Source organism: Klebsiella pasteurii (genome assembly GCF_018139045.1).
Lineage (GTDB): Bacteria > Pseudomonadota > Gammaproteobacteria > Enterobacterales > Enterobacteriaceae > Klebsiella > Klebsiella grimontii.
On sequence record NZ_CP073236.1, the window covers coordinates 512,089 to 538,994 of the forward strand.

Consider the following 26,906-nt stretch of genomic DNA (forward strand, 5'->3'; position numbering starts at 1 on the left):
TGACGGGGGGCAAGCCCCCGTAAACGGGTCAGGGTAGTGAAGGCGGCAGAATACGCAATTTCACGGGTTCTGCGTCACGGTGAGCGGTGATTTTAGGTAGAGGCATGCCTCACGCAGGAAAAAAGCAGCGATGCGTAGAGGGCAGCTGATGCGGGATTTTTTAAGCAGAAAAGATGAGGCCAGCGAAAACGCTGGCCTGTTATAAGTGCCTGGTGTTGTACAAAGAAAGTGAATTCTCTAGCAGTTATTTCTCTGGGGAAAGCAACGCATAAGGGTTGAAACGGATCACCTCTTCTCCTAGCCACTCGTTGACCACCTTCAGGGCCTCCATTACTGGCGTCAGCTCGTTGATAGCGTAGACCCGTGCGGCCTTCTCGATATCCCCAAATGATCCGTTTCCCTCTGGCATGGCGCCCATCAACTGCGGCGGGATACGGTGCGCTGCGAGTATGTCGTCACGTGTGGCATTCTTGATATTAATAAACTCATCTTTCGCCGTGATCTGCTGGAAGGGGAGGATTTGCACGCCGTCTTTGCCGCCGCCTGGCGCATGCAGCAGCAGGTTTTTAAATGCGCCTTTACCGCGCGCACCAGTCAACGTTTCTTTGACTGCCTTCATGCTTTTATCGTCAACCTGTCCGGCGCCAATATAGACAATGCATCCAGCATGCGATCCGTTGTCGTAGTACAGCTTACGGAACATGTCAGCGGAGTGGGCCAGGCTGGCGGCCAGCAGTGCTGCCATATATTCCGGCATACCGTAGACCTCCTGATTAATATCAGGGTTCAGAACGTGACAAACCGTTCCTGATTTGAACGTGTGCTCTTCTTTCCAGCGCCGGATAAACCAGTATTGATCGAGATCTGTGCTCCCACGCCGGGTGTACTTCGCAAGAGAGTGTTTGAAGGGAAGCGGGCCGCCCAGGCGATTACGCGGCAATTCGAGATAGGCATTGCCAAACGTGAACCAGTCCAGCGCAAACGCGGAAAAGGTCTGGCGATTGAGCAGCTTGTGCGGGATAAAACAGCCGGTGAGCACATTACGTTTGAAATACAACGCCGACTCATGCCAGGCGCTCTGGCGCGGAGCTTTAGCCAGTCCGTAAAAATCTACTGGTGTCTCATAGTATCGCCCGTTATCCAGGCAATAGAGATTGTCCAGCAAATCGGCCATATCACGCACGGGATAAGGGCCGTCAAAGCTGAACGCTGTCAACGCGGGATCGGCCTTCAGTGACTCCACAATGTCAGAACCGGCGGTGCTGCCTATCGGCTTTTTACCATATTTCTTTTTCACAGTTACCATCCCATTGCGAAACCACCGCCGCCACTTTCCTGGCCCAACGGTTCATTAATAATCGAAAGCATGGTTGCCCACGCCATATCACCATGGCTTACGCCGCGCGATCGGTCCGTTTCGTAAGTGATGAAACCGCCGGGCGTAACAACTTTGCGAACAGCGTTAAGGGCCTGGTATTTATGGTCAAAGTGCCAAACGTCACGGCGCATTATTACGCATTCTACAACTGCACAAGCCTGGACGATTTCGCAGATTTACCCGGTAACTGGATAACGAATAAATTATGAAAACATTCAATCAAATTAAAAGCCTGATCGGATTTTGCCAGACCGATGAATTTTTCCTTGAATACCTGCAAATGCTCCAGGCTGCGGGAGTTATTCATCCCGGTGAAAGCGATATTGATGCTGACAGCAAAACTGTCAGTGATGATTTTTATGATCGTCTTGCCAGTGTGTATGGCATTGAAGCAGAGGAAACACTATGGCAACAGGACTGACACTAACGACGGCGGGCGCCGCTGAAATCGAGGCCGCATATCAGGCGGGAGAAGTCGTGGATATTACCGCCGTGCTGATCGGTGATGGTGGCGGCGTGACTTTACCAACCGATCCCGACGACCTGGCGGCGGTGACGGCGCTTTTTGGTCATTTTGGCCGTGAAACCTTTGATTCTGATTCAAGCTATGAGGGATTTATCAGCGGTCAGATTGTTATCAACTGCCGGGATTACCCGGGTAAGACGCTCAGAGAGGCGGGGCTGGTCAGTGCTAAGGGTACGCTCATTGCTTACGGCGCATACCCGGCGACATACCTCCCGGCGCAATCTGATTCCATTATCAAAGAGATCATTCTGACGCTGGTGCTGACGTTGACCCACACCTCAAGCGTGCAGCTCGTTATCGATCCGGCGTTTGCCACCATCACGCAGGAAACGGGCGATAAACGCTATCTGCGGCGAGCGCAAAATCTTTCTGATTTAAACGATACCGAAGAGGCCCGGGATAATCTGGAGCTGGGGAATTCAGCCACGCGGGACGTGGGCACCGAGGCGGGAACGGTAGCAGCAGGAAATGACTCGCGCATCACCGGCGCACTTCAGAAAGAAAATAATCTTTCCGATCTGAGCGATACATCTGAAGCTCTGAAAGCGCTGGGACTTAACAGCGACGGAAAGACCTACAGGACAATTGTGGATGCCATTTTTTATGTCGGAATCGTTGTCGCAGGTGAGAAAAGCCCGGCGACGCGTTTCCCTTGGCAGTCATGGGCTGATTTAAGCGAAACCTTTGATGGAAGGGTTGTGCGGATCGGCTCTCAATACGGCGCGACCGGCGGCAGTAACAAGGTGAAACTCGAAGCTGATAATTTGCCTCCCCACTGGCACCGCTCAGGTGACAGGTCTCCCGGGGCAACGTGGGATCCATACACCACTCACGGTACTGATAACCAGAAGAGCGGTCCTCTAGCACTTACTGAAGGAACCTACATTGATGCGGCAGGTCTGACTGAGTCAACAAACAAAACGGTAGATGTGACTAATGAATATGTTTCACTGCGCATGTGGGTACGTACGACATAATGAATAGTGCATTGGTCAGGCTTGCGCTGATACTATTAGCGCTCAGGCTTAACTTAACAGGCACCGCTATTCCAAAAAGGAAGTAACAATCTTATAAAATTTTTAATTAACGGGATTAAGGTAGCTCTAATGCACTAAGAGGAATATTAAAATTTATTTGAAAAATAATAAATTAAATGTTAGCTTGTCTTGAATTGATTGGTGGGGTATAGATTTTCACTGAATTTGGGGGTGTTACATTCTCAGTGAAACATTAATTAAATATGAATTGAAGTTGCTGTTATGTTGTTTAGCTATACGTAATTGACATGTGTGATGGATTTTTATATTACGCAAACGTAAACCATCTAACATGTTAGTGTAAAAATAATCTTACTGTTAGGTTGAATAAAATGAGACTCTGCTTTATCTGGGTTAAAAGTTACAAAGGGTTTAGTGATTTTTCATTAAACTTGTCAGGTGATTTTTATTTTCAATTTGATTACCTCTCAAACACTCTAACGAAAAATGATAATGATAATTTCATTCCTAATCTTTTCGATCCGAATATCAGTTGTGTTACTGCGATTGTGGGAAAGAATGGAGCCGGGAAGAGTAATTGTTTAGAACTCATCTGTACAATATTACAAGGTTCAATACATCAATTTGATACTGAATTTATTTCAGTGATGGAGCATAATAATAAATTCTATATTTCTCATACATTACCTTCTGATTTGAAAGCATCCTTTTCTTACTTAATTAATCAGGAAAAAGGAAAAGCAAAAGGGTTTAATACAATATTTTTTTCAAATGTACATGATGAACGATTTTATGAATTCAGTAATAATGTTATTACAGCCACTGCGAATAATGGATATGGGTATCGTTACTTTAATAATATAGGGTGGAGGAAAAGATTAGGTCTTTTTTCAATTCAAATTGATCTTATCAACAAGCATCGTCGCAGCTTACAAGATGAAATAAAAATACAAATTCCAAAATACATAATGGTTGAATTTGCTCCTGTTAGAGCGCAGAGGAGACATATAAAAAACTCAGAAGAGTTTAGCCGTGCATTCAAGAAAAGACTTGGTGATATGAGCAACCCGGAAAGCAAGTTTATATGCATGTTGAAATATTCATTTTTAATACGGATGATTGATATTTATGTGAATTTGCACTTTGAGCAAGCATCATTATCTTTAGATTTTATGGAGAAAGAACCCACAGATGCATTTTTAAATAGATCTATTAACGCGATGCTGCAAAAGCTCAGAGACCCAATTTCGGAAAAAGAAATAGAAAACAGTCTTTCTTTAGATTTAAATGAACAACTAAAATCTGATTACAGTGATTTACAACAAATCTCTGAATGTATAAGTAGTATTTCACCATTATTGATAAATAATCATGTTGCTAGTAATTCATTATGCTTCAAAATAGAATTTAGCCATGATGATCATGAAGTAGTTAAAAAATTATGCCATGCATTTGGATCTGAACGGACAATAAGGATGAGTTGGATTGGGATTAGTTCGGGGGCTAAGGCCTATTTGACTTTACTTGCAGTTCTTAATGATAAACTGAAAGGCACACGTAATGATACTTTGATTTGTATTGATGAGGGTGATTTATATTTACATCCAGCTTGGCAGATAGATTTTTTGCATAACTTAAATAAGATGCTTCCGAAATTTTTTAATGCTAAATTACAACTAGTTCTAACATCACATTCCCCATTTTTGCTAACTGACTTGCCTCGTGATAATGTCATTATTCTTGAGGGTAAAAAGGTTGTTGATAAATCTCAAGCTTCATTGAGAACATTTGGCTCTAATTTGTATGAATTGTACAATAACGCCTTTTTTTTAGAAGGTAAGCGATTTGGTTCTTTTGCTGAAGAGCATATTAAGAGAGTTACGAATGAAATTGCAGATAATGAGCTTCAAGGAGCAGAGCTCGATAGCGCTAAAAAATTCATCGATATGATTGGTGATAAACTGCTTAGAAATGTTTTAAAAGGATTACTGAAAAATGATTAAATTCATAGATAGTATTTCTTCCAATGACCCTCAAGCTTACATGAATGGTAAACTTATAGATTTTTGGGAAATTTTAAACCCAAGGAAAGTTAATGGTGATCTAAAAAAAATTTCAATTTGTAAAAAACTATCCTCACTTTTGGAAAAATATCAGGCTGGTGATTACTTAGGTACAGTTGCTCGCGGGTGTAGAGCAACAGAAATTAGGCACATACAATATCTTGAATATTTAGAAAGAAATGATTATCAAAAATTAAAAGCGATTGTACTTGCTAGTCCTAATGAACTAGATACTTATGTAAATGAAGCTTTTGCCATTTTGCATAGAAGTGATATTTCTATATTAAGTAATGGGGTGTGGCAAACAGTAGGTCTTGGTAAATTATTATCTGAGGATGTTTTTTCATATAGTTCTTTCAGGAAGAGTGATAAATGTATTTCATTTTATAAAAGTCTTGGTATAGATAAAAAACATTGTCTCTATTGTGGAGATGCAAAACTAAATGTCATCTCTAAGGAGGTGCCAAATGCCAATAATGGTTATCGTAGTCGAGATGGGAAGATTTTATTTGACTTAGACCATTTTTATCTCAAATCCCGATATCCTTTCCTTTCAATGTCATTTTACAACTTAGTACCATGTTGCGGTTTATGCAATAGTAGATATCGCTCAACGAAAAACTTTGATATTACATCACATATCAATCCTTACTTTGAATCCTTTGACGACAATTATTTTTTTGAATTTGATCAGATGGAAGTAGCAATTGCTCTGAGATCCAGTGATCCACATTTAGAAAAATTAAATCTTTCGTTGAGGCCTAATGCTCATAAGGTTGGTGATATTACAGCTCGTGATCTATGTATTGAAGAAAGATACCAAGAGCAGTTGCATTATATAAATAGTCTATTTAAAGAGATTATATATTACAGTGATAAAAGTTGGGATGAAATTGAATTCATAGTTTGTGGTGTGGACTATGATAGAATACCAAATAACCGTAAAAATATTCTTGATGTCAGTATGGCAAAATTTAAAATGGATTTTTTAGACATGATAAAGCCTCGTTTAGATTTATAGGGTCTATTTAATGGTTTTGATTGATAACGCCCCTAGGGGCGTAAAATTTATTTTCTGATGGTTTTATTTTAATTAAGGTGTGAAATTAAGAAATAATTTTTTGTTAGTACTTTCTGATTGCTTGTGTTAACTATATAAATTAAGATTATTTATTAAGACTAATACTGCAGATTAGTAATTAACTAAATACACAAAGTTAAGTTGGTGATTAATATTATACATCAAGAACGGTTTAGGAAATCTTCAAAGATAATATATATATCGTGTGTTCCTTGCTTAGAGGGGGCTTATTAGATTGAATTATGGCTATCTCATTTAGAAACAGCCTTTTAATATAGTGACCATTTACCAAACATAATCTCTATGTTGGACGTTTTTTAAACGTAAAAAGCCAAGTTCATTGGAGTGCTAAAATAAATCCATACTTTACAGTAAATCTTCCCCACCTTTCTAGAAGAGCCCCACGATTAACTTTATACGTTACATGCAACTTTTTTCCATGAAATCTTGTGTACTCTTCATCGTTGATCTGTGGGGCAAAGTAAATAATGAATGAGTCGGGATCAATTGCAAATAGGTCTAGATCGTACAGAGTATGCATATCACAACGTAGTAATAGTCCGTTACTTACATGGTTGTGTGTATCATTTTTGTATGCAGTAATATGTGCAGCCTCGAGGATATCAACAATTTCACAACCACTTACTGCGCATTTAGCCGTTTGAGCTAACAAACTGTCGCGAAATGCTTTTTGCCCACGTCTTTGCTTAATTTGCCGTAAAACTGCCTTTCTTTGATCTTCTACATCTAGAGGAGTAACCTCACAGTCTGCCTCAGTCGGGGCCAGCTGAATGAGGTCACCAAAAATGTCATTAGCCCATTCGAAATCAATTTCTTGAATTGAACTCTGAACATTGTAGCGTGGTGTGTGTGATATTAATTCTTTTATTGTAATATGATTAATAGGCTTATAATTTATATTATACTCAGCTTTAAACTCAATTGCTGGTACATATTCTGCCGTTGGGTAATCAAATTCATGGCCATTACTACAACGCCATTCCGGTTTTTTAGATTTTCGATGAATTAATTTTGCCGGTGTGCAATTTGTATATGGGCATCGGTTACGCACTTTAAGGTATGGTGCCGATAACAAGTTATCTATAACTGATATACCAAGAACATTCTTCCTATCCGTTACTATGACAATATCCCCTTTTTTAACTTGCTTATGATTTGGAACAAAATTGTCATATCTATAAAAACTAGTGGAATTATCGTGATAACCATTATTCCCATAGTATCGGAGATCATCTTGACCTACTGCTTTAAAAGACCATGCTCTTTGACTCATATGTGTGATTCCATGGTAAAAGTATAGTTGAATCATAGAGCAATAATAGAGTAATGAGAACAGGCAGTTCAGCACTCGGCTTCATCAGCTAGCAATCATGGCCATAAAAGATTTCACTCAACTTCAGGCCTTCCGTAATTGTTCATCGACAGATGTTATTGTGTGGAGTGTGAACAAACTGCTTGCTTTATACTGAGCAAACATAAATACATAGTATTACTGCTCAGGATGTCGGCCTGTTGATCATCTCCTGTACTGCATTCAATGCAGTTTCAGCACCATCCTTCAGTGTTGTCATCAGTTCGCTGACAGAGGCGCTTTGCAGTCCTTCCCTGATATCTTGATCAACCCTCTGCAACGAAAGCGTGAACTCAATTTTTTTCGCCTTACCATAGCGATCGAACTCCTGATGCGTTTCCTGCAAACCCGTGATGACATACATTCCGTAGATGGAGCCAACGCCATCAATTAGCGGCCAGGCAAGCCCGGTGTAAGCCATTGTCGAGACGGCACCCAAAGACAGGTTGCCACCAGTGATTTCAGGATACAGCAACCCACCCAGCGTCAGCTGGTTCTCACCGGCGCCAACGTACTGCCACTTTGCACTACGGCCCACGCGATCATTCTTAACGTGTCGCCAGTTACGGGACAGCTGCAATTGCTGATAGGGCAGTGTCCTGAGTTCAAATACAAAGAGCCCGAATACCATCATCATAGTTATTACTCCAAATTAATCGTTATCCCGGAACGAACCTCGGGTAGCGCGTTGCTGTTTTTCAATTTCTTTGCGTACCGCTTCGCCAACAAGTCGCGCCAGTTCGCGCGGATTGCTGTTCTGAATTCCGTGCAGATGAACGTGAATATCACCGGAAAAACTACCATCTGAAGCCGCAGCCGCCTTGGAGGCGCTTTGATTTCGGCGTACCGGTTGCCATGCCTGCGTCTGTTTTATTAATGGCTCGCCAGCGGCAATAACCGGGCGAGCGCTGACAGCCTGGCGGACAAGCCTCGATTCCTGCCATTCTCCACGCACCGCAAAGGCTGGGGGGAGATTTTTAAATACAATGTCACCCGGCCCGATACGTTTTCGCTTTTCCTCATCTAAAAGGCCTTTGGTGTTATTCGCGATTTGGCCCAGCCGCCGCTCTGTTCCAGAGTTTCCCCCCAGCACATTGGGCGGCGGGGCGCTGCCTTTGCTTGCAGGCTTTTCAGATGACCATTGCCACTCCCTCTTAACCATGCGCCCGGATTTTTCATCCCATTCCCACATAACCGGAATAGCCCTGATTCTGGCTGCTTCCAGCCTGGCTCTTTCAATGCCATCAGGGATGAGATCGAGCTTCTCCAGTAACCAGCCAACGCCTTCCATTAACTTCTGAAGCGGCCAAAGCAGTACGCTAAGTGCGGTCCCCAGGACCTCTCCAAAGGTCTGCCCGGCACTGGTGCACTTGTTTAGCGCCTCGCGACTTTCCTCAACGGGTGTTAATACTTTTTTAAACCAGTTCCAGACTTTTTTGACGCCATCCCCAATGAGCCCGAAAACAGGCGCCAGCCGGGAAAATGCGTTATGAACTGGCGCTAACCCCTGGATGACGCTTGTAAAAAAGCCGCTAAAGAAGGCTTTAATTGGACCCCAGTATTTCCAGATCAGTACCCCAGCCGCTACAAACGCAGTACCCACTAAACCTATTGGGCTCAAGAGCATTGATAATCCGCTGCACAGCGCCGCAACTCCACCTTTTACAATGCCGAAGAGAGCAGGGATCCCGGTTAGCCGCAGTGCCAGCCCGCCAATGCTTTTTGACAGGGCGCTGATAGCCGTCCCCGGAGAGGTAAAGGCGCTAAGTAACGTGCCGCGCAGTGGTACCATCAATCTGGTTAATACGCCGAGGCGTCCGACCAGGCCGATGAGTAAAGAACCCCATCCACTCATTTTTGCCAGTGAGCTACCGCCCGCAGTACTCATCATGCGGAACGCTGATACCGTACCTCCGATTCCGCTCCCGCCGGACAGAAGCGCAAACCCCAATCTGAGCTTCGCCAGCGGACCTATCAGCAGACCAGCAGCTAATGACATACCGCCAATTACTGCGGTCAGTGCCAGTGCAGTCCCGCCGGCGATTAACAACGTTTGTGAAAGTCTGGGGTTTTCTTCAACCCAGCTTTGAACAGTGCCAATAACCCGGCTAAGCCCCTGTGTCAGTCTGCGCAATGGGCCGTCTACTGTCTCAGCCACAGAAATGCGGAACGCCTCCCACGCGCTGTCCAGCTCCTTCAAATCGCCGCCAAGGTTGTCTTTCTTCTTGTTAGCGACGGCGAAGGCCTCCTGATTTTTATGTGCTTCTGCAATTTGTTCATAGAGTGACTGGAGGTAGCCATCACCTGCGCCGTTGACCAAAGACTGGAGGCTCGTAAAACCCTCTTCTCCGGCGATATCTTTAAAAAATGAAACCTGATCCACCTCGCCAAAGTGGGAAACGCGTTTTTGTAGATCGAGAAGAATATCGAACGGACGTCGCATCTTTCCGCTCGCGTCGGCAGTTTCCACTCCCAGCTCTTTGAGTGCCTTTTTGGCTGCCGTAGTAGGGGAGGCCAGGCGGGAGAGGGCGCGACGCATTGCAGTACCGGCCTCGCTACCGCGAATACCCACGCGCGCCAGCGTGCCTGTCATCGCTGCTGCTTCTTCCAGGCTAATCCCAAGCCCCGCCGCTACCGGCCCGACAACTTTCATTGTCTCGCCGAGGCTGCTAAGCGTGGTGTTGGTACGGGTAAATGTACCTGTCAGCACATCGCTGACGCGGTCCATTTCTCCGGCATCGAGGGAAAACTGAGAAAGAATGTTTGAGCCGATGTCTGCCGTTTCGCCCAGTTCCATGCTGCCTGCCAGCGCCATATTGAGCACGCCGGGCAGTGCGGCACGGATAGCATCTGGCGTGAAGCCAGCCATCGCGAGAAAGGCCTGGCCGCTGGCGGCGTCACGTGTGGTGAAGGCGGTTTCAGCACCGAGTTTTTTTGCCTGAGTGCGCAAGGCGGCCAGCTGCGAATCGCTTTTATCGAGCCGCGTCAGCGCCTGGACGTTTGACATTTCCTCATCAAAACCAACCGCAGGCGACAGGAAGCGTCCGGCGCCGTACCCGGCAGCGGTTGCTGTACCTAATGCTATGGCACCGCCAGAGCGCAACTTCCCGGCCATCTGCTGCGCACCCTCGTAACGTTTACGAGCTTGAGTGACCGCAGCAAGTTGCCGTTTTTCCCGTTCAAGGGATTGGTTGTATTGTTCTGTGCGGCGTATCGCGTTACCGATGGTGGCGCTACTACCGGAAAGCATGACGCCATGCTGGCGCAGGGCTGATGCACTCTCACGAAGGCGGGCCACTTCCGTCACACGTTTTGCGGTCAACCGATCAAGCCGCTCACCCAATCGGGACATCAGTATTTGCTGTTTTTCCGTCAGCGTCCCGTTTTTACGTTGCGCTTCTGACAAGCCATCAAAGCGGGCGCGGGCACGTGAGATGGAACGATCGGTTTTGCCGACGGCCGCGGTCATTCGCTGAAAAGTGGCACTGCTCTTATCGAGCCCTTTCAGGGTGGATTGTGTTTTTCTGAGGGAGTCGGAAAGGCCACCCGCACTCTGGCGGGCAGCATTAACGGGGCGGGTAAATCTGTCGATAGCGCTGAAAGCAACGCGTATATCAAGACTCTTCATCACTGGCACCACTTCGAAGCGCCGCCCGCTTGCGCCAGGCTATCACCTCGCCAAGAGCCATGCCGAAAACTTCAGAGGGCGGCCAGTTAAAAATAACGGCAATATCAGCAACCAGATCATCGATCTGGTCAAACGCAACGGTGATTACTCGCTCTCCGTCTCCGCCACGTTCGACGCTCCAGGCTCCGGCGGATTCAAGAAAGGGACCAGAAGCTCTGCCAGCCCGATAAAGTCCAGAGTGTGCATTTCGTTGATTTCTTTTTGTGTCAGCGCAGGCGCGGTGACCCGCGTCAACAGCGTGGCAATTGAGTCTGCATCCATATTGGCAACGCGGATAAGATTCAGGCCGCGCAACGATCCGGCCTGACTGATGGCGCCGGTGATTTCCACCTGACCGATCTCACTGTCTTTACGAACTACCGGCTGCATCAGCGTGAACAGGTTTTTAGTTTTTTTAGCCATGTTAAAAATCTCCGGGCGGCATCTTTGCCACCCTCTGAAAGGTTATTAATTGCCCATGCCAAGGGCGGAGGTGATGCGGTCCGGGAACATGTTCTGACCGTTCTTTTTGTAGATGAAATTCAGCAGATCGATTTCGATAATGGGCTGATCATCAATGGAGAATTTGTAGTAGGTGGATTTAAAGGTGTAACTTTCCTCCGTGTCTTCTCCCTGTTTTGAATCTCCACCGTCGAGTTCAGTAAATCGCCCGCGCAGCTCCACCTCGACAAGCTGGCTTTCGCCATCAGTGAAATATTCACCCGCAAAGCGCAGCCGCGTGCCGTCAATTTCTGCTCCGTATTCGAGAAACAGAGCCTTAATGACGCCGCCAAAAACAATGGTGGAATCCAGCGCGCCAGCCTCAAGGCCGAGATCAACACCGACCGCACCCAGCATGCCACCGCCCTGATAGTCCTCTACCTTTCGTGACAGTTTGGGGCGAGTGAAAGAGGTCACTTTTCCCAGATAGTTGTCGCCGTTAACAAAGCAGCTAAAAAGCCGTAGTTTGTGAGGAATAGCCATTATTCACCCCCGAGCGACGCGAACGCCGGTTCGTAAAAATCATCAGTAAAGGTCTGGTATAGCGTCAGATCTTCAAGCGGTGGGACCGGGCTGTAGCTATAGCGCACAATCAGTTTTCCCTGGCGCAAATCCGTGGTGCCGTTGTCCATCGTGTCATACCAGCAGTCAGCGCCGATAAGCTGGCCGGCAGTGACTTTTTTGCTGAGAGCAGAGCGGATGCCGCTTACCACATCTTTCACGTTGGCCGGAGTGAGCGGGCTGTCAACAGAGGTAAATTGCGCCTCCGCAATGCTGTCCGCCAGGATCTGCGCGGTACGGGTGAACACCTCGAAAGTATAGGTTTTGGTGTCCGTGGTGCGGTTGCCCCAGAAGCGGAAACCGTCACGCTTGATAAGCGTCGTGATTTCGTTGTTGTTCAGCTCGTTGGCGTCGCTGTCTTCTGCCTGTAGCGCCCAGAAAACATCCTTCGAAATACCCAGAACGTTATTCACCACAACATTCGACAGCGATTTGTGCCAGCCCTGGCTGTTATCAATAGCGGCGCGCAGGCCGCAGGCGTAAGCCGGGGCGGGAAACGTTTCGTTATCATCCGTCAGGGGGTTGTAAGCGATAAAGTCCGGCCAGATCAGCATCAGCTCGCGGTAAGCGAAGGTTTTGCGATAAGCGATAGCCTCCGCCATGGTCGCGCAGTCGTTGCAACCGGCATAAACAAAAGCCCGCAGATTTTGGGCAATCACGCAAAGCTGTGACGTCACTTCCGCAGTGTCGTAGTCCGGCACCGCCAGGATGCGCGGGCGATAGCCGGTTTTGGCCTCCGCCGTCAGCAGGGCATACATTCCCGTATAGCTGTCGCCATCTGTTCCGCCAATAATGGCCTGGGACTGGCTGTCGCCGTTACCGGAAGCCTCTTTCACCCGGACAATCACAACACGCGGACTGCACTGATCGGAAATGGCTTTGAGGGCTTTGTAAAGTGACCCGGTTTTACCTGCCTTGCCGAGGACGTTACGTACCCGTGTCAGCAGAACCGGCGTATTGAGCGGGAAAGTTTCCGGATCGGCGTCATCAGCAACCGCAACAATACCGATCACGCTGGAATCAATGTCATTGATTGCCTGCTGTAGGTCGGTATTTTCGCGAGAGCGGACGCCGTGAAAACGAGTTTCAGACATAAGTTCACCATCATGTTGCTCTTTGAGTTCAGGGCAATATTCAACGTTAAGTCTGCTGGCGTCGCCTGGTTGCCGGTCTGCCCGTTCGCTGACAACAAAAAGGGATTCAGCCCCGCGCGCGGGCATGGAATCATCAGCAAAAAACGGGGGAGTTATGTCGATAGCAGACACGCTAACAACAGCAGCCGAAGCGTATGTAGAAAAATTAAGTGAGGTCGTAAAAACGCCAGATTTTAGTATTACGTTGGGTGGTGTAGCCCTAACCGAACTGGCCGACCGCATCACCTCGCTATCTGTGACAGATAACAACGGTTTTGATGCTGACCAGCTAACCCTGTCAGTAGATGACTCTGATGGAGTAACGGATTTACCACCGCGTGGTGCGGAGCTGGCGGTGTCCATCGGCTGGCTGGGTGAGGCATTGATCTACAAAGGTCTCTACACCGTTGACGAGGTGGGGCATAGCGGGCCGCCGGATGTTATCGACATCACCGCGCACAGCGCTGATTTTCGCGAAGAGATGAACGTCAGGCGGGAGGTGTCCTGGCATGATATGACGGTAGAGCGGGTGGTATCGGCCATAGCCCGGCGTTATGGCCTGAAGCCAATGATTAGCGAGGCTCTGATCGACATTGAGATCGACCATGCGGATCAGACCGAAGAGAGCGACATGTCGTTTTTAACGCGCATGGCGGAGATGTTGGGGGCCATTGCCACCGTGAAAAATGGCTGTCTGCTGTTTATCCTGCCTGGGGGAGGCGTCAGTGCATCCGGCAGGGCGCTGCCATCGGCTGAGATAACTCGTGCCAGTGGAGATCGTCACAGGTTCCGCATTGCCGATCGCGATGCTTACACCGGCGTGCGGGCGTACTGGCTGGATCTTAATTTCGGCAAGAAAAAACCGGTCAAGGTCACTAAGCGCAAAACAAATACTGCCAGAAAAAAGGCTAAGGAGAAAAGCAGTCGGCCGGAGGGGGATTACATGGAAGGCGCTGAAGGTAACGTGTATGTTTTGCGTAAAACTTATCAGAACGAAACGGCGGCCAGGCGCGCAGCTGCGGCAAAATGGATACAGCTCCAGAAAGGCGCGGCGCAGTTTTCGATAACCCTGGCGCGTGGCCGCGCCGATTTATACCCTGGTATGCATCTGAACGTGTCGGGCTTTAAGACTGAAATCGATACTCAGGATTGGATCATTGCCAGAGCGGAACATGTGATAGGTGATAACGGATTTACCACGAAAATGGAGCTTGAGGCGAAAATAAGCGACTGGATTGCAGAAACTGAACAGTAGCGGCCATAATAGGCGTGAGTTCAACTCCCTATGGGAGATCATCATGTTTGTTTGTCCCTACTGCGGCGCAAACGCCCGCACCCGCACCAGTCGCCGATTAAGCGAGTTCACCATCCGGCAATATCATCAATGCCAGAATCTTGAATGTAGCGAGTCATTCACGACACTTAACACCGTAGAGCGCAGAGTAACGAAGCGCTCAACCAGCGCAGATCCTTTGCCACCAGGATTTATCCCCGGCGACGCTTTCCCTGCTTCTCATTACGGGAACAGTCAACTTAGTCTTGCAGTATAAAAATAGCCCCCTGGAAAGGGGGCTATTCTTGTCAATGTGGTCGATATGTGGACATTTTTGAAATAAATCCTTTTATTTCAATTTATTAAATCCCAAAAAAAAGCCCCGTCGGGGGCGACGGGGAAAACTCATTGATTATGGAATGATCTGTTCTCTGGTCAGTTCGAGAACAGGGCTACTCTACGATGCAAAAGTGCAGCTAAAATGGAGAAACAGTGGAGATTCGGGACGAAAAAACGTTTTCATCAATTAAGGAGCAGAAATGAAGGAGATGATACTGATGCTGCCACTGGCGCTTGCCGGATGCGCGCAGACTCAGCCGACACAACCAGCACATCCGGTAGGGATGGCTAACCCGGCTTCGGTTTACTGTCAGCAACTGGGCGGGAAACAGGTTCCCATTCAAAGCCCGCAGGGCGTGCGCACCGAGTGCAAACTTCCCAGCGGGGAAACGATAGACGAATGGGAGCTCTGGCGCCGAGATCATCCGGCTAAGTCATAGCGCTTTCAGCCAGTCAGCAAGCACCTGGGCATGGTTCTGCCGGGTGTTTTTCGCCGCGTAGAGCAGCGTCAGCGTCTGCCGGTGTGCCAGCGCGGCCAGGCGCTCGCCTTCATCACGATGGGCCTCAAGCTCCTGGCGATAGCGCTGGCTAAAGTGGGCAAAATCGAGCGTCTCGCCGTGAAAAGCCTTACGTAAATCTGTCGATGGCGCCAGGGTTTTGCACCACTCAGCGTAATTGAGCGCCTCTTTTTTTATTCCGCGCGGCCACAGGCGGTCTACCAGTATCCGGTAGCCGTCGCTCTCTTCCTGCGGGTCATAAACCCGTTTACATTGAATCATCGTCACTCTCCCTTTGTTTCATCCAGGCAAGCAGCTGCGGTAGCTGCTGCTCGGAAAATACCGTTATCCCGTATTCGCGAAGCAGGGCGGCGGCAACGCCGGCTCCGGGTTTGCGCTGTCCCTTAAAGGTACCATCATAGATAAACTGACTGCCGCAGGTTGGGCTGCCATCGGTGAGCAACGCCGCGGTACAGCCTTCCTCCTGCGCGGCTTTTAGCGCCAGCCAGGCAGCCAGCTGATAGTGCGCGGTGACGTCCTGGCCGTCGCTTTCGACAATTTGCGCACGATTTCGCATAACGTCCGCTCCTTGCGCGTCAAGAATCTCCGCCGGTAGCCTGGGGATGGGCAATCCGGCAGCCAGCTCCGGGCAGTGGGTGACCAGCCGCCCCTCGCTCTGCCAGCGAGACAGCGCGTTAGCCAGTTGGGCTTTGTGACTGCCGTTATAACGAACCTGAAAGCCCATCAGGCAGGCGCTAACCAGAATTTTGTCCTTCATCGTGCATCCGTAGCCATTTGTTTGCCCTATACCATAACGCCAGTCAGAGTAAATTACCCGCGTTCAGGGGCAGACAAAATAAGGATTGTGTTCTGCCGCGGAGATCGCTAACCTGAGGCTCCTTGTGTTGCCTGATAATCGCTATGACATAAGGATCCTGCTATGAACTCCCCCCTGCGTATTGCCCTGGTTGGTGATTACAACCCCGACGTCGTTGCCCATAAAGCGATTCCGCTGGCGATTGATGATGCCGCTGCCGTACTGGAGCTGCCGCTGCGCTATGACTGGCTGTCCACCAGTGAGATAAAATCCGCTGATGACCTTGCCGATTACGATGCTATCTGGGTGGTTCCCGCCAGCCCCTATAAAAACGTCGAAGGCGCCTTTATCGCCATTCGCCACGCCCGGGAAAACGGTATTCCGTTCCTTGGCACCTGCGGCGGCTTCCAGCACGCGATTATTGAATATGCGCGCAACGTTATGGGCTGGCAGGATGCCGCGCATGCCGAAACCGATACCGAAGGGCGGATGGTGATTGCGCCGTTAAGCTGCTCGCTGGTGGAAAAGTCGGACAATATTGAACTGCGCGCCAATACGCTTATCTCCCGCGCCTATGGCCGCGACACCATTGAAGAGGGTTATCACTGTAGCTACGGGATTGCCGACGATTTTGCCCGCGAGCTGGAGCAGGGCGACCTGCGGGTCACGGGCTGGGATGATGACGGCGAGATTCGGGCGGTGGAACTGGTGACCCATCCGTTCTTTGTCGCCACGTTATTCCAGCACGAGCGCAACGCGCTGGAAGGCAGACCTGCGCCACTGGTTCACGCGTTTTTACGCGCGGCAAGTCAGTGAGCGAACGCCCGGCGGCAGTCGCCGGGCATCGGTATCGCTAGCGGTTAATCTCTCGATCGCGACCGGCCAGCGCGCCAAATACCGCCATCGCAATTGAAATCAACGCCACGGCGATCAGCGGGATATGCCAGTCGCCGTTGGCATCATGAATTTTCCCCATCACCGGCGGCCCGCAGGCGGCCAGCAAATAGCCCACCGTCTGCGCCATGCCGGACAGCGCGGCAGCCTGGTGCGCGGAGCTGGCCCGCAGACCGATAAAGGTCAAGCCGAGAATCATGGTCGCGCCGGACCCGAAGCCGAAGATTAGCGTCCACAGCACCGCCTGGCCGGGTAAAAACCATAACCCGAGCGCGCTGACTGCGCACATCAGGGCGACCAGAACCTCAATACCACGCTGATCTTTCAGCCGATGAAGTATTAACGGGATCGCCAGCCCCGGCGCGGCGGTTGCCAGCTGGAGCAGCCCGTGCAGGGAGCCCGCCTGCGCTTCGCTGTAGCCAATGCTTTGCAGAATGGCGGGCAGCCAGCCGATGATGACGTAGTAGACCAGCGAGTTAATCCCGAGAAACAGCGTCACCTGCCAGGCCAGCGCCGATCGCCAGATCCCGCGGTTGTGGATGGCGCCGGACCCGGTCAACGGCGCGGTGACTTGCCTGCGCGACTGCGGCAGCCAGATAAACAGCGCCAGCAGCGGAAATACCATCAGCATCAACAGCGCGCCGCGCCAGCCCAGCCCGGCGAAAGCCAAGGGAACGACCATTGCCGAACCCAGCGCCGCTGCCCCCCCCATGGTGAGAGAGTAAGCGCCGGTCATTTTGGCGACGTGCTGCGGGAAGTCACGCTTAATGAGCCCTGGTAGCAGAACGTTCCCCAGCGCGATGCCGCAACCGATAATCGCGGTGCCGATAAACAGCAGCGTGACCATGGGTAGAGAGCGCAGAGCAATACCGAGGCAAATCAGGATCAGCGCCAGCAGCAGGCTGCGTTCAATGCCGAAGCGGCGGGCGACCCCCGCCGCCAGCGGCGAGACCAGGCCAAAGGCCAGCAGCGGCAGAGTGGTTAACAGACCGGTTTGCGCGGTGGTGAGGCCATATTCGCTGCGAATGGCGTCAAGCAGTGGCGCGGCACCGGTAAAAGTAACGCGTAAGGTGGTGGCGATAAGCAGAATACCGGCAATCAATACAAGATTACGGCGACCGGCAGAAAGTGAAGCGGAATTCATGGCTATCTCAAACTAGAATACGAGGCGGTTACAATAGCCTGTTTGTCCTCTGTTTAAATCAAGCTAAAATGACAGATTATCGCTAAAATCGGACATTCTTATGATCGGACTGGGCCTTGACGGCTACGATCCGGACAGCGGCCACGAAGCAGCGGCGGCCTTTCGTATTCAGGTTGTTGCTGACGAACAGTACATTCCGCGCCATCAGCACCGCAAAGGGCAGCTTATCCTCGCGCTTCACGGGGCGCTGACCTGCGAAGTGGATAACGCGATGTGGATGGTGCCGCCACAGTACGCGGTGTGGGTGCCGGGACAGGTGCCGCACAGCAATCGGGCGACGCCGGAGGCGCAGGTCTGCTTTTTGTTTATTGAACCCGACGCGGCGCCGATGCCAGATTGCTGCTGCACGCTAAAGATTTCGCCGCTGGTGCGCGAGCTTATCCTCGTGATGGCCGAGCGCGGCAGGGCCGAACTCGCTAAACCGGCAATGAACCGCCTGGTGCAGGTGCTGTTCGATGAGCTTCCCCAGCAGCCGCAGGAACACCTGCAGCTCCCGGTCTCCGGGCATCCAAAAATTCGTCAGATGGTGGACACGATGGCCGTCGACCCGGCCCGCTGGCAAACGCTGGCGCAGTGGGCGGCGGAATTCGCCATGAGCGAACGCAATCTGGCGCGGCTGGTGGTGCGTGAGACTGGCTTAAGCTTTCGCCGCTGGCGACATCAGCTGCAGCTGATTCTCTCCCTGCAGATGCTGATCCGCGGGCAGACGGTACAGCAGACGGCGCAGAGCCTGGGCTATGACTCTACCACCGCCTTTATTACCATGTTTAAAAAGGGCCTCGGGCAAACCCCGGGCCGCTATCTTGCCAGCCTGGCTACGACTTCCCAATAAACAGCGAAATGATCCCGGCGGCGATCAGCGGGCCAACCGGAACGCCGCGGAAGAGGGCGACGCCGAGGACGGTGCCGACCAGCAGTCCGGCCACCAGCTGCGGCTGTGAGCCCATCAGCGCCACGCCGCGCCCGCCAAGCCAGGAAACAAATACCCCCACGCCAATCGCCAGCAGCGACTTCCAGTTTACAAAGGAGTGCAGCAGCGTTGAGGCTGGCAGCGTGCCGCTGGCAATGGGGGCCATCACGCCGATGGTGAGGATAATAATACCGATGGTCAGCCCCTGTTTTTCAATCCACGGAAAGAAGGTGTTGAGCGGGGTGACGCGGACGATAATTAAAACCAGGATTGAAATAGCAACGGTGGTGTTGTGGCTAATAAAGCCGAGCGCCGCCAGGCCCAGCAGTATTAACAGGGTGGTGTCGAGCATGTGCAGAGGTCCTTGCCAAAAAATAAAAAAAGAAAAGCCCGTTTACTCTACGCATAATCGCGTAAGTAAACAGGATTTTTATCGCAGACTCGCGATTTGAGGCATCTGCACGAGCGATTGCAACCGCCGGCTTTATCGTAGCAGGGGGACAATCAGGCCTGGCGATGAAACGCGGTTAGTTCCGGACGGGCAATGCGCAGATAGTCGGCGGTATCAAGGATGATGGACTTATCAAGCTGCCCGGCGTTGAAGGCGATTTCCGGGAAACGCGCAAACAGCAGCGGATCGGCGACCAGCCGCAGGTCCGGATGGAAAGTGAAGGGGGGAATGGCGCCAAACGCGCAGGCGGTCAGGGCGTCAACTTCCGCCGGGCTGGCCAGCGAGGCTTTACTGCCGCCGATGTATTCGGCGAGCCGGGCTAAGTCCGCCTGCAGATCGGCGGCGAGGATAGCCAGAACGTGCTGATTAACGCCATGCCCTTTCACTTTACATACCAGCGCCTTGGCTCCCTGACCCAGCGCGGTGCCGCGGATCTTCGACACGGCTTCACACTTTCCGACGGCTTCATGTTCCACGACCCGGTAGCGGGCATGGTCGCGGTTAAGCAGCGCCAACAGCTGCTGATGAATACTCACTTTTACTGGCGCGTTCATGTCGTTTTTTTCCTTAAAAATAAAACCTCAAGATTAATCCTCTCGCCCCGGGTAAGCGTGTTTTTTTTGCTTTTTATTTTCGTACAGCCGGGCATCGGCGATTTTCATTACGTCGGCCAGGCTATCCCCCGGCGCCATGCTGCAGGCGCCCCATGAGAAATTAACGCGCCGGTTAATATCAATTGCCCTCAGGTGCTGGCGAATACGCGCAGGGATATTTTGCGCCTCTTGCTCCTCATAATCGATCAGGATCAGGAAGAACTCATCGCCGCCCAGACGGATGCCGTAATCGCTTTTACGGATGGCGGCGGAAATGGACTGCGCGAGCAGCACAATCGCGCGGTCGCCTTCGTCGTGCCCCCAGGTGTCATTAAGGTATTTTAGCCGGTCGCAGTCCAGCGCCATAAACACGATATTCACCCCTTGCTCTGTGAGCTTTTGCATACGCGATTCCAGCAGCGAGGAGAGAATTTTTCGGTTGTAGAGACCGGTTAAAGAATCACTAATGTTTTCTTTGAAAACGTCGATATACAGACGAAAGTGCATACGTACCAGATGCAGTAAAACGCCGGTAGATATCAGGTAAAACAGGAATAGCTTCCAGGAGCTAAGCAGAAAATAGGTCATATCCAGCGACAGCGCAATATGCAGGTTTTCCGCCACCTTCTGGCTATGGTGGGCATAGCTGAAAAAATGCGTATTGCTGCGGTGTACGCGGATTTCAGATGTTGAGTCGGAGTCCGTTAACGTGATGTCGAGATAGCGCCAGACCAAAGGGCGGTCGGCGGTATAAAGAAGTTTCTCAATATCATGGCGAGTGACATCCACCATCACGATGCCCTTCAGCCGATCCCGATGATAAACCGGGGTTAAAAATGACAAAATATTCTGCCCGGTTAACGCGTCAGCATAGATGCTGGAAATCAGCGTGCGGCCGCGAAGTAAACCGTTAAGGCTGTTCTGAGTGATGCCCAGCTTGCTGTCGTGAAGAAAATTCCAGTTCGCGACTGGGCTGCTATTTATCTCAATCGGTGAATAGAAATAAGCATACTTATTATCTAAATCAAGATAGTAGCGGAAACGTTTGTCAGATTTGAATGTCGCCGCATTTAACGCTGAGTTCATATTACTTTGGGCGATAGCAGCATCAAATGCTTGCAGCGCCGGCAGATCGTTAATCCACGGCCCGCATGACGCCTGAGTGGTACTGAGCGTACCGTGAAGTCCGGGGAAGGTATGCCCGGCGATATTAAGGCCGAAGACTTTACCATTGTTCTCGACGCTGGCGCAGGCCCGTTGGGCTTTTTCAGCAGTCGGCTGCGTATCCAGCTTTCGCGAGAACTGGGAGATCACGAGCTGGTTTTGATATTTATCGTACAGAAAGGCGGATTCGCCCTTTTCGACGATATATCGCATGTATTCTGACATATCCCGATGACTGGCGACTAATTCATACACCAGAAATGAAGATGTCAGGACAACCACCCCCGCAGAAATGAAATAACGGAGTAATTTATTCTGTAATTTCATGATGATAATTTCGCCAGCACAATTAAGATGATTCTACCATGCGTGGCCCGGTGGCGCCATGACCGATGATAAGCATACTGGTCGCCTGTCCAGCATCGTCATGCGTCATGACCGGACGGTTATGATGATAAATAGCCTATTAAATATAAGGGTGCTAAGTTATATTGCTATCGTAAATATTCGACTAAATCCATTTTTCACTCATTTTGTTCTCAATAAAATATGCTGCAATAATCCCCCTGCGGCTATCCTGTCGCCGCTAAAAATGAAATAATGTTAATTATCAAGCGAACTTTTCTTATTTTCACCAGTCCTTAGCAGGGTAACAGGCGGTACTTTTGATAGCGGTAATGAGGTTATGATGATGGAAAACTCAGCGGTGCAGGCATCCCCCCGGAAGTTTAAAAAAATAAGGGAGCTAAACAGGCGTCGTAATTATTTTTTTAAGAAAATGCGCAATATCCTGCGAGTCTATATCGCTAAAGCGTTCTGGGATAGTCGGGTGCGCCGCGAAGCTGATTTAACCTCTGTCAAAACGGTACTGCTAATGCGTAATGAAGGGGCGATCGGCGACGTGGTGGTAGACTCAGCGCTGGTTAAATGCCTCCATGAGGCCGGAATGACCGTTGACTTTCTGTTGACCAAATCGAATAGCCAGGTCATGCGCCATAACCCGCGTATTCGCCATATCTATGAGGCTGATAATGTTGAATCGGCGGATTATTTGCGCAAATTTACCCATAATGTTCCTCGCTCCGTTATTAATGAGCTTGCGAATAATAAGTACGATGTTGTAATTGACCCGTCGCTGTTTGATATTCCGGTACACCGGATGCTGCTTTTACGGCAGATAAAACCCAGGGTTGTACTGGGATTTAATAAATGGCCTTCCATCAATCACTATACCCGGTCTTTTGATTTTGACTGTGAAAACTGGCACGTCAGCAAGACATTTTCGATCATCGCTGATTATCTGCAGCTGGATAAGAAATATCTCCACTCTTATGACCTGCATATCCCGCAGGATGTTAATCAGCAGGTTCGCGAATATCTGGCGGCGCTGAACGGGCGTAACGTGGTGATTAATATTTTTGCCGGGCATCAGGACCGTAGTATGTCGCAGGCGCAGCTGGCAGCGCTTATCGCCAGGCTGTGTCAGGATTATCCCGACGTCAACATCATCCTGCTCGATCACCGCAATGAAATCCGTATTCCCCTTGCGGAAAAGGTCTGCGTGAACCCGTTTAAAACGCTGCATCACTGCATGGCGCTTATTGCCCAGTCCGATTTAGTTATCTCGCCGGATACCTCGGTGGTCCATATGGCGGCAGCGTGGAAAAAACCGCTTATTGCGGTCTATAAAGATGTGCGGATGAATAATCGACTCTGGGCGCCGGGATACGACAAGGCGCGGCAGATCATCGTTAAGTGCGGCAAGGTGCACCAGCTGGAGAGCTTACCCGACCTGATTATGTCGGAGATTGATCCCGGCACCCTGCAACAGGGGCGGGCCGGGTAAGGCGGGGTAAAAAACAGCCAGCGTCTGTGCTGGCTGTCGGGAAAAGTTTAACCGTCCGCTTTTGAGGTCTGCTTGTGAAACAGTTCGCGGAATACCGGATAAATATCTTCCGGGTCGCGAATATGCTGCATAGCAAAGTTTTCGAAGGTCGACTGCAGGTGTTCGTACTCCCGCCACAGCGTCTGGTGCGCCCGACGGGTTATCTCGATATAGCTATAGTAGCGCACCACGGGCAGGATTTTCTTCGCCAGCAGTTCGTGACACAGCGGTGAGTCGTCCGCCCAGTTATCCCCATCCGAGGCCTGTGCGGCGTAGATATTCCACTGCGCCGGGTCATAGCGCTCTTTAACCACTTCATCCATCAGCTTCAGGGCGCTGGAGACAATCGTGCCGCCGGTTTCCTGCGAATAAAAGAATTCGTGTTCATCGACCTCTTTAGCCTGCGTATGGTGGCGGATATAAACGACATCGACGTTTTTATAGGTCCGGCTGAGGAACAGATACAGCAGAATATAAAAGCGTTTTGCCATGTCCTTGGTCGCCTGGTCCATGGAGCCGGAGACGTCCATCAGGCAGAACATGACGGCCTGGCTGGACGGTTCTGGCCGTTTTTCGTAGTTCTTGTAACGTAGATCGAAAGTATCAATAAACGGGACGCGGTCGATTTTCGCCCGCAGTTCGGCTATCTCTTTGCGCAGCCGCTCCTCTTCCAGCAGCTGCGCCGGTTCGCTTTTGCTAATGGTATCGAGGTCTTCTTCCAGCGCGTGCAGCTCCCGGCGTTTACCGGCGGTCATCGCCGTGCGCCGAGCCAGCGAGTTCTGCAACGAGCGAACGACGCTGATATTGGCGGGAACGCCGTTAGCGGTATAGCCCGCGCGATGGGTTTTATACTCCGTCAGCTGACGCTGCTGATTTTTCTTCAAATTTGGCAGGGCGAGATCTTCGAACAATAGATCGAGATATTCGTCTTTCGAAATCTGAAAGACAAACTCGTCCTGGCCTTCGCCGTCGGCGCTGGCTTGCCCCTGACCGCTGCCGCCACCGCCACCGCCGCCCTGAGGGCGTTCAATACGGTCATTTTGTACAAAGTGATCGTTACCGGGGTGTACGCGATTGCGCAGGCCGCCGCGTCCCTGATGAAACATCGGTTCGTTAATATCGTCCGTTGGGATGGAGACGGACTCTCCGCTCTGAATATCGGTCACCGAGCGCTTGTTGATGGCCTCGGAGATCGACTGCTTTATCTGCGCTTTATAGCGGCGCAGAAAGCGCTGCCGATTGACGGCGCTTTTATTTTTCCCGTTCAGGCGTCGGTCTATGAACCAGGTCATATGCCCTCCTGTACTGCATTTGCCAACAATGCCCCGGCCATTCAGACGCGGAAAATAGCCCGTCGCTGAATGTCATTGGGTCTTCGCAGTTATTATTAACCCGACAGCGGTTAGCTGTCGGGCCGGTCTATCAGGATGATTTACGTACCCGCAGATACCATTCGCACAGCAGACGAACCTGCTTACGGGTATAGCCTTTCTCCATCATGCGGTCGACAAAGTCATCGTGTTTTTTCTGCTCATCGGTTGACGTTTTGGTGTTGAAGGAAATCACCGGCAACAGCTCTTCGGTATTGGAGAACATTTTCTTCTCGATAACCGTGCGAAGCTTCTCGTAGCTGGTCCAGTTTGGATTACGCCCGCTGTTGTGCGCTCTGGCGCGCAGCACGAAGTTGACTATCTCGTTGCGGAAGTCTTTCGGGTTACTGATCCCGGCGGGCTTCTCGATTTTTTCCAGTTCCGCATTCAGCGACTCGCGGTCAAACAGCTGGCCGGTATCCGGGTCGCGGTATTCCTGATCCTGAATCCAGAAGTCGGCGTAGGTGACATAACGGTCGAAAATGTTCTGCCCATACTCAGAGTAGGATTCAAGATAGGCGGTCTGGATCTCTTTGCCGATAAACTCGGCGTATTTCGGGATCAGATAGCCTTTCAGGAACTCAAGATAACGTTCTGACTGTTCCTGCGGGAACTGTTCGCGCTCGATCTGCTGCTCCAGAACGTAGAACAGATGCACCGGGTTGGCGGCCACCTCGGCGTGGTCGAAGTTAAAGACCCGCGACAGAATTTTGAACGCGAAGCGGGTCGACAAGCCGTTCATCCCTTCATCGACGCCGGCATAATCGCGATACTCCTGATAGGACTTCGCTTTCGGGTCGGTGTCTTTCAGGCTTTCGCCGTCATAGACGCGCATTTTTGAGTAAATACTCGAGTTTTCCGGCTCTTTCAGGCGCGACAGAATCGAGAAGCGCGACAGCGTTTCCAGCGTTCCCGGCGCGCAAGGCGCATGGGTCAGTTCGCTGTTATTAAGCAGTTTTTCATAGATACGGATCTCTTCTGAGATACGCAGGCAGTAAGGCACCTTGACGATATACACGCGGTCGAGGAAGGCCTCATTGTTTTTGTTATTCCGGAAGGTCACCCATTCCGATTCGTTGGAGTGGGCGAGGATGATCCCGTTGAACGGCAGGGCGGAGATCCCTTCGGTGCCGTTATAGTTGCCTTCCTGCGTGGCGGTCAGCAGCGGATGCAGCACCTTGATAGGCGCTTTAAACATCTCGACGAATTCCATCAGCCCCTGGTTGGCGCGGCACAGAGCGCCGGAGTAGCCGTAGGCATCCGGGTCATTCTGCGCGTAGTGCTCCAGTTTACGAATATCCACTTTACCGACCAGCGCGGAGATGTCCTGGTTGTTCTCGTCGCCGGGCTCGGTTTTGGCGATGGCGATCTGCGCCAGAATTGACGGCCACACTTTCACCACGCGGAACTTAGTGATGTCGCCGCCGAATTCATGCAGGCGCTTGGCCGCCCACGGCGACATAATCGTCCCCAGATAGCGGTTTGGAATGCCGTACTCTTTTTCGAGGATTTGCGCATCCTCCTGCGGGTTGAACAGACACAGCGGATGGTCGTTGACCGGGCTGCGCTCTCCGTTTGCGCTAAGTACATAGATAGGGACACGCTGCATCAAGGACTTCAGGCGTTCGGCAAGCGATGATTTACCGCCGCCCACGGGTCCCAGCAGGTACAGAATCTGTTTCTTCTCTTCCAGCCCCTGAGCGGCGTGCTTCAGATAAGAAACAATTTGCTCAATGGCATCTTCCATCCCGTAAAACTCTTCAAAGGCCGGATAGCGTGCCACGACCCGGTTTGAAAAGAGACGGGATAGCCTGGGTTCCAGGGCCGTATCGACCATGACCGGCTCACCGATGGCCATCAGCAATCTTTCTGCTGCGTTAGCATAAGCACTGCGATCTTGCCGACAGATGGTAAGAAACTCCTGCAGTGTGAACTCTTCGTCCTTGGCAGCTTCATAGCGCTGGCGATAGTGATCGAATATATTCATGGCATGCCGTCCTTTCGTTTTTAGCACAGGTTGAGAGCCGTTCATATGAATAGTGGGAGCCCCCGGAAGAGGTAAGCTGCATAGCGCTCTCTGATACTCCAGCAACCCTTATGCCAGGTTGGCGAAGTATCTGTATAACGTGCCCCGCATTTACTTCTTCTAAATTAAAGCGTAGATGCATTTGGAAAACTTGCATGGCGTAGAAAATCAATTTCAATGACATATCAATAACTCATCCGGAA

General features: G+C 50.4%; 26 protein-coding genes and 1 pseudogene. 10 read left to right on the top strand and 17 right to left on the bottom strand.

The annotated features are described in order from the left end of the window. Positions 1 to 244: 244 nt before the first annotated feature. Both KCG39_RS02345 and KCG39_RS27970 read right to left on the bottom strand, forming a co-directional pair. Positions 245 to 1,306, bottom strand: a complete 1,062-nt coding sequence (locus KCG39_RS02345; RefSeq protein ID WP_049141577.1) for a phage portal protein — start codon at positions 1,304 to 1,306, stop codon at positions 245 to 247. Next, positions 1,300 to 1,512 (bottom strand): annotated as a pseudogene (locus KCG39_RS27970) (phage terminase large subunit family protein); the annotation flags it as partial. The gene KCG39_RS02345 and the pseudogene KCG39_RS27970, both read right to left, overlap by 7 nt. Positions 1,513 to 1,583: 71 nt before the next feature. On the opposite strand from KCG39_RS27970, the gene KCG39_RS02350 reads away from it, so the two are divergent. From KCG39_RS02350 to KCG39_RS02365, 4 genes are all read left to right on the top strand, one after another. Beyond that, positions 1,584 to 1,799 (top strand): hypothetical protein, encoded by a 216-nt coding sequence (locus tag KCG39_RS02350; RefSeq protein WP_024359481.1) that lies wholly within the window; start codon positions 1,584 to 1,586, stop codon positions 1,797 to 1,799. Next, a complete protein-coding gene (locus KCG39_RS02355; protein ID WP_211811537.1) occupies positions 1,784 to 2,881 on the top strand; it encodes a phage tail-collar fiber domain-containing protein in 1,098 nt (365 codons plus the stop codon). Before KCG39_RS02350 ends, KCG39_RS02355 begins: the two co-directional genes overlap by 16 nt. Positions 2,882 to 3,273: 392 nt before the next feature. Further along, positions 3,274 to 4,905 (top strand): AAA family ATPase, encoded by a 1,632-nt coding sequence (locus KCG39_RS02360; RefSeq protein ID WP_211811538.1) that lies wholly within the window; start codon positions 3,274 to 3,276, stop codon positions 4,903 to 4,905. Beyond that, positions 4,898 to 5,986, top strand: coding sequence for a hypothetical protein (locus tag KCG39_RS02365; RefSeq protein WP_211811539.1), 1,089 nt, complete (start codon positions 4,898 to 4,900; stop codon positions 5,984 to 5,986). Before KCG39_RS02360 ends, KCG39_RS02365 begins: the two co-directional genes overlap by 8 nt. Positions 5,987 to 6,383: 397 nt before the next feature. Here KCG39_RS02365 and KCG39_RS02370 read toward each other — a convergent pair whose 3' ends face one another. The 7 genes from KCG39_RS02370 to KCG39_RS02400 all read right to left on the bottom strand — a co-directional run bounded on the left by KCG39_RS02370 (position 6,384) and on the right by KCG39_RS02400 (position 13,241). Continuing rightward, the gene (locus tag KCG39_RS02370) at positions 6,384 to 7,340 is read right to left on the bottom strand and encodes an HNH endonuclease (RefSeq protein ID WP_211811540.1); all 957 of its coding nucleotides are present in this window, start codon (positions 7,338 to 7,340) and stop codon (positions 6,384 to 6,386) included. A 223-nt stretch (positions 7,341 to 7,563) separates the two neighbouring features. After that, positions 7,564 to 8,055: a phage tail protein gene (locus tag KCG39_RS02375; protein ID WP_211811541.1), complete on the bottom strand. Its 492-nt coding sequence runs from the start codon at positions 8,053 to 8,055 to the stop codon at positions 7,564 to 7,566. Positions 8,056 to 8,070: 15 nt separating this feature from the next. Then, the gene (locus tag KCG39_RS02380; RefSeq protein WP_211811542.1) at positions 8,071 to 11,046 is read right to left on the bottom strand and encodes a phage tail tape measure protein; all 2,976 of its coding nucleotides are present in this window, start codon (positions 11,044 to 11,046) and stop codon (positions 8,071 to 8,073) included. Beyond that, positions 11,033 to 11,191, bottom strand: coding sequence for a GpE family phage tail protein (locus KCG39_RS02385; RefSeq protein WP_071839164.1), 159 nt, complete (start codon positions 11,189 to 11,191; stop codon positions 11,033 to 11,035). The genes KCG39_RS02380 and KCG39_RS02385 overlap by 14 nt, the downstream gene beginning before the upstream one ends. Continuing rightward, positions 11,191 to 11,508 (bottom strand): hypothetical protein, encoded by a 318-nt coding sequence (locus KCG39_RS02390; protein WP_004131585.1) that lies wholly within the window; start codon positions 11,506 to 11,508, stop codon positions 11,191 to 11,193. The genes KCG39_RS02385 and KCG39_RS02390 overlap by 1 nt, the downstream gene beginning before the upstream one ends. A 45-nt stretch (positions 11,509 to 11,553) precedes the next feature. Beyond that, entirely contained in the window at positions 11,554 to 12,069 is a 516-nt protein-coding gene (locus tag KCG39_RS02395; RefSeq protein WP_004216461.1) for a phage major tail tube protein, read from the bottom strand. Further along, positions 12,069 to 13,241 carry a phage tail sheath subtilisin-like domain-containing protein gene (locus KCG39_RS02400; protein WP_114261152.1) on the bottom strand — a complete coding sequence of 391 codons (1,173 nt, stop codon included), beginning with the start codon at positions 13,239 to 13,241 and terminating at the stop codon, positions 12,069 to 12,071. Before KCG39_RS02400 ends, KCG39_RS02395 begins: the two co-directional genes overlap by 1 nt. Positions 13,242 to 13,395: 154 nt before the next feature. On the opposite strand from KCG39_RS02400, the gene KCG39_RS02405 reads away from it, so the two are divergent. The 3 genes from KCG39_RS02405 to KCG39_RS02415 all read left to right on the top strand — a co-directional run bounded on the left by KCG39_RS02405 (position 13,396) and on the right by KCG39_RS02415 (position 15,332). Beyond that, the gene (locus KCG39_RS02405) at positions 13,396 to 14,535 is read left to right on the top strand and encodes a phage late control D family protein (RefSeq protein WP_211811543.1); all 1,140 of its coding nucleotides are present in this window, start codon (positions 13,396 to 13,398) and stop codon (positions 14,533 to 14,535) included. A 43-nt stretch (positions 14,536 to 14,578) separates the two neighbouring features. Further along, the gene (locus KCG39_RS02410; protein WP_004213128.1) at positions 14,579 to 14,830 is read left to right on the top strand and encodes an ogr/Delta-like zinc finger family protein; all 252 of its coding nucleotides are present in this window, start codon (positions 14,579 to 14,581) and stop codon (positions 14,828 to 14,830) included. Positions 14,831 to 15,092: 262 nt separating this feature from the next. Then, positions 15,093 to 15,332, top strand: a complete 240-nt coding sequence (locus KCG39_RS02415) for a putative hemolysin (RefSeq protein ID WP_142467695.1) — start codon at positions 15,093 to 15,095, stop codon at positions 15,330 to 15,332. On the opposite strand, the gene KCG39_RS02420 is transcribed toward KCG39_RS02415, so the two are convergent. Together KCG39_RS02420 and KCG39_RS02425 are read right to left on the bottom strand one after the other, a co-directional pair. Then, positions 15,327 to 15,671: a DUF488 domain-containing protein gene (locus KCG39_RS02420; RefSeq protein ID WP_004131592.1), complete on the bottom strand. Its 345-nt coding sequence runs from the start codon at positions 15,669 to 15,671 to the stop codon at positions 15,327 to 15,329. The two genes, KCG39_RS02415 and KCG39_RS02420, sit on opposite strands and share 6 nt — an antisense overlap. Then, positions 15,658 to 16,167 (bottom strand): 2-thiouracil desulfurase family protein, encoded by a 510-nt coding sequence (locus tag KCG39_RS02425; RefSeq protein ID WP_004131595.1) that lies wholly within the window; start codon positions 16,165 to 16,167, stop codon positions 15,658 to 15,660. Before KCG39_RS02425 ends, KCG39_RS02420 begins: the two co-directional genes overlap by 14 nt. 162 nt (positions 16,168 to 16,329) lie before the next feature. On the opposite strand from KCG39_RS02425, the gene KCG39_RS02430 reads away from it, so the two are divergent. After that, on the top strand, positions 16,330 to 17,022 hold the full coding sequence (locus KCG39_RS02430; protein WP_004131596.1) for a CTP synthase C-terminal region-related (seleno)protein: 693 nt from the start codon (positions 16,330 to 16,332) through the stop codon (positions 17,020 to 17,022). A 37-nt stretch (positions 17,023 to 17,059) separates the two neighbouring features. Here the strand turns inward: KCG39_RS02430 and KCG39_RS02435 are convergent, their stop codons facing one another. Continuing rightward, entirely contained in the window at positions 17,060 to 18,244 is a 1,185-nt protein-coding gene (locus KCG39_RS02435; protein WP_142467694.1) for a CynX/NimT family MFS transporter, read from the bottom strand. Positions 18,245 to 18,344: 100 nt separating this feature from the next. On the opposite strand from KCG39_RS02435, the gene KCG39_RS02440 reads away from it, so the two are divergent. Continuing rightward, on the top strand, positions 18,345 to 19,136 hold the full coding sequence (locus KCG39_RS02440; protein WP_004131600.1) for an AraC family transcriptional regulator: 792 nt from the start codon (positions 18,345 to 18,347) through the stop codon (positions 19,134 to 19,136). Here KCG39_RS02440 and KCG39_RS02445 read toward each other — a convergent pair. The 3 genes from KCG39_RS02445 to dgcJ all read right to left on the bottom strand — a co-directional run bounded on the left by KCG39_RS02445 (position 19,120) and on the right by dgcJ (position 21,749). Then, a complete protein-coding gene (locus tag KCG39_RS02445; protein WP_004131602.1) occupies positions 19,120 to 19,566 on the bottom strand; it encodes a DUF441 domain-containing protein in 447 nt (148 codons plus the stop codon). The genes KCG39_RS02440 and KCG39_RS02445 overlap by 17 nt on opposite strands. A 152-nt stretch (positions 19,567 to 19,718) precedes the next feature. Beyond that, positions 19,719 to 20,219: a YbaK/prolyl-tRNA synthetase associated domain-containing protein gene (locus tag KCG39_RS02450; protein WP_004131605.1), complete on the bottom strand. Its 501-nt coding sequence runs from the start codon at positions 20,217 to 20,219 to the stop codon at positions 19,719 to 19,721. A 33-nt stretch (positions 20,220 to 20,252) separates the two neighbouring features. Further along, complete coding sequence (gene dgcJ / locus KCG39_RS02455) at positions 20,253 to 21,749, bottom strand: diguanylate cyclase DgcJ (protein ID WP_142445390.1); 1,497 nt, start codon at positions 21,747 to 21,749, stop codon at positions 20,253 to 20,255. Positions 21,750 to 22,110: 361 nt separating this feature from the next. On the opposite strand from dgcJ, the gene KCG39_RS02460 reads away from it, so the two are divergent. After that, complete coding sequence (locus tag KCG39_RS02460) at positions 22,111 to 23,268, top strand: glycosyltransferase family 9 protein (RefSeq protein ID WP_049115621.1); 1,158 nt, start codon at positions 22,111 to 22,113, stop codon at positions 23,266 to 23,268. A gap of 47 nt (positions 23,269 to 23,315) precedes the next feature. On the opposite strand, the gene KCG39_RS02465 is transcribed toward KCG39_RS02460, so the two are convergent. Beyond that, positions 23,316 to 24,599 (bottom strand): YeaH/YhbH family protein, encoded by a 1,284-nt coding sequence (locus KCG39_RS02465; protein ID WP_004138302.1) that lies wholly within the window; start codon positions 24,597 to 24,599, stop codon positions 23,316 to 23,318. 130 nt (positions 24,600 to 24,729) lie between these two features. Beyond that, a complete protein-coding gene (gene yeaG, locus KCG39_RS02470; RefSeq protein ID WP_004121478.1) occupies positions 24,730 to 26,664 on the bottom strand; it encodes a protein kinase YeaG in 1,935 nt (644 codons plus the stop codon). Positions 26,665 to 26,906 lie beyond the last annotated feature (242 nt).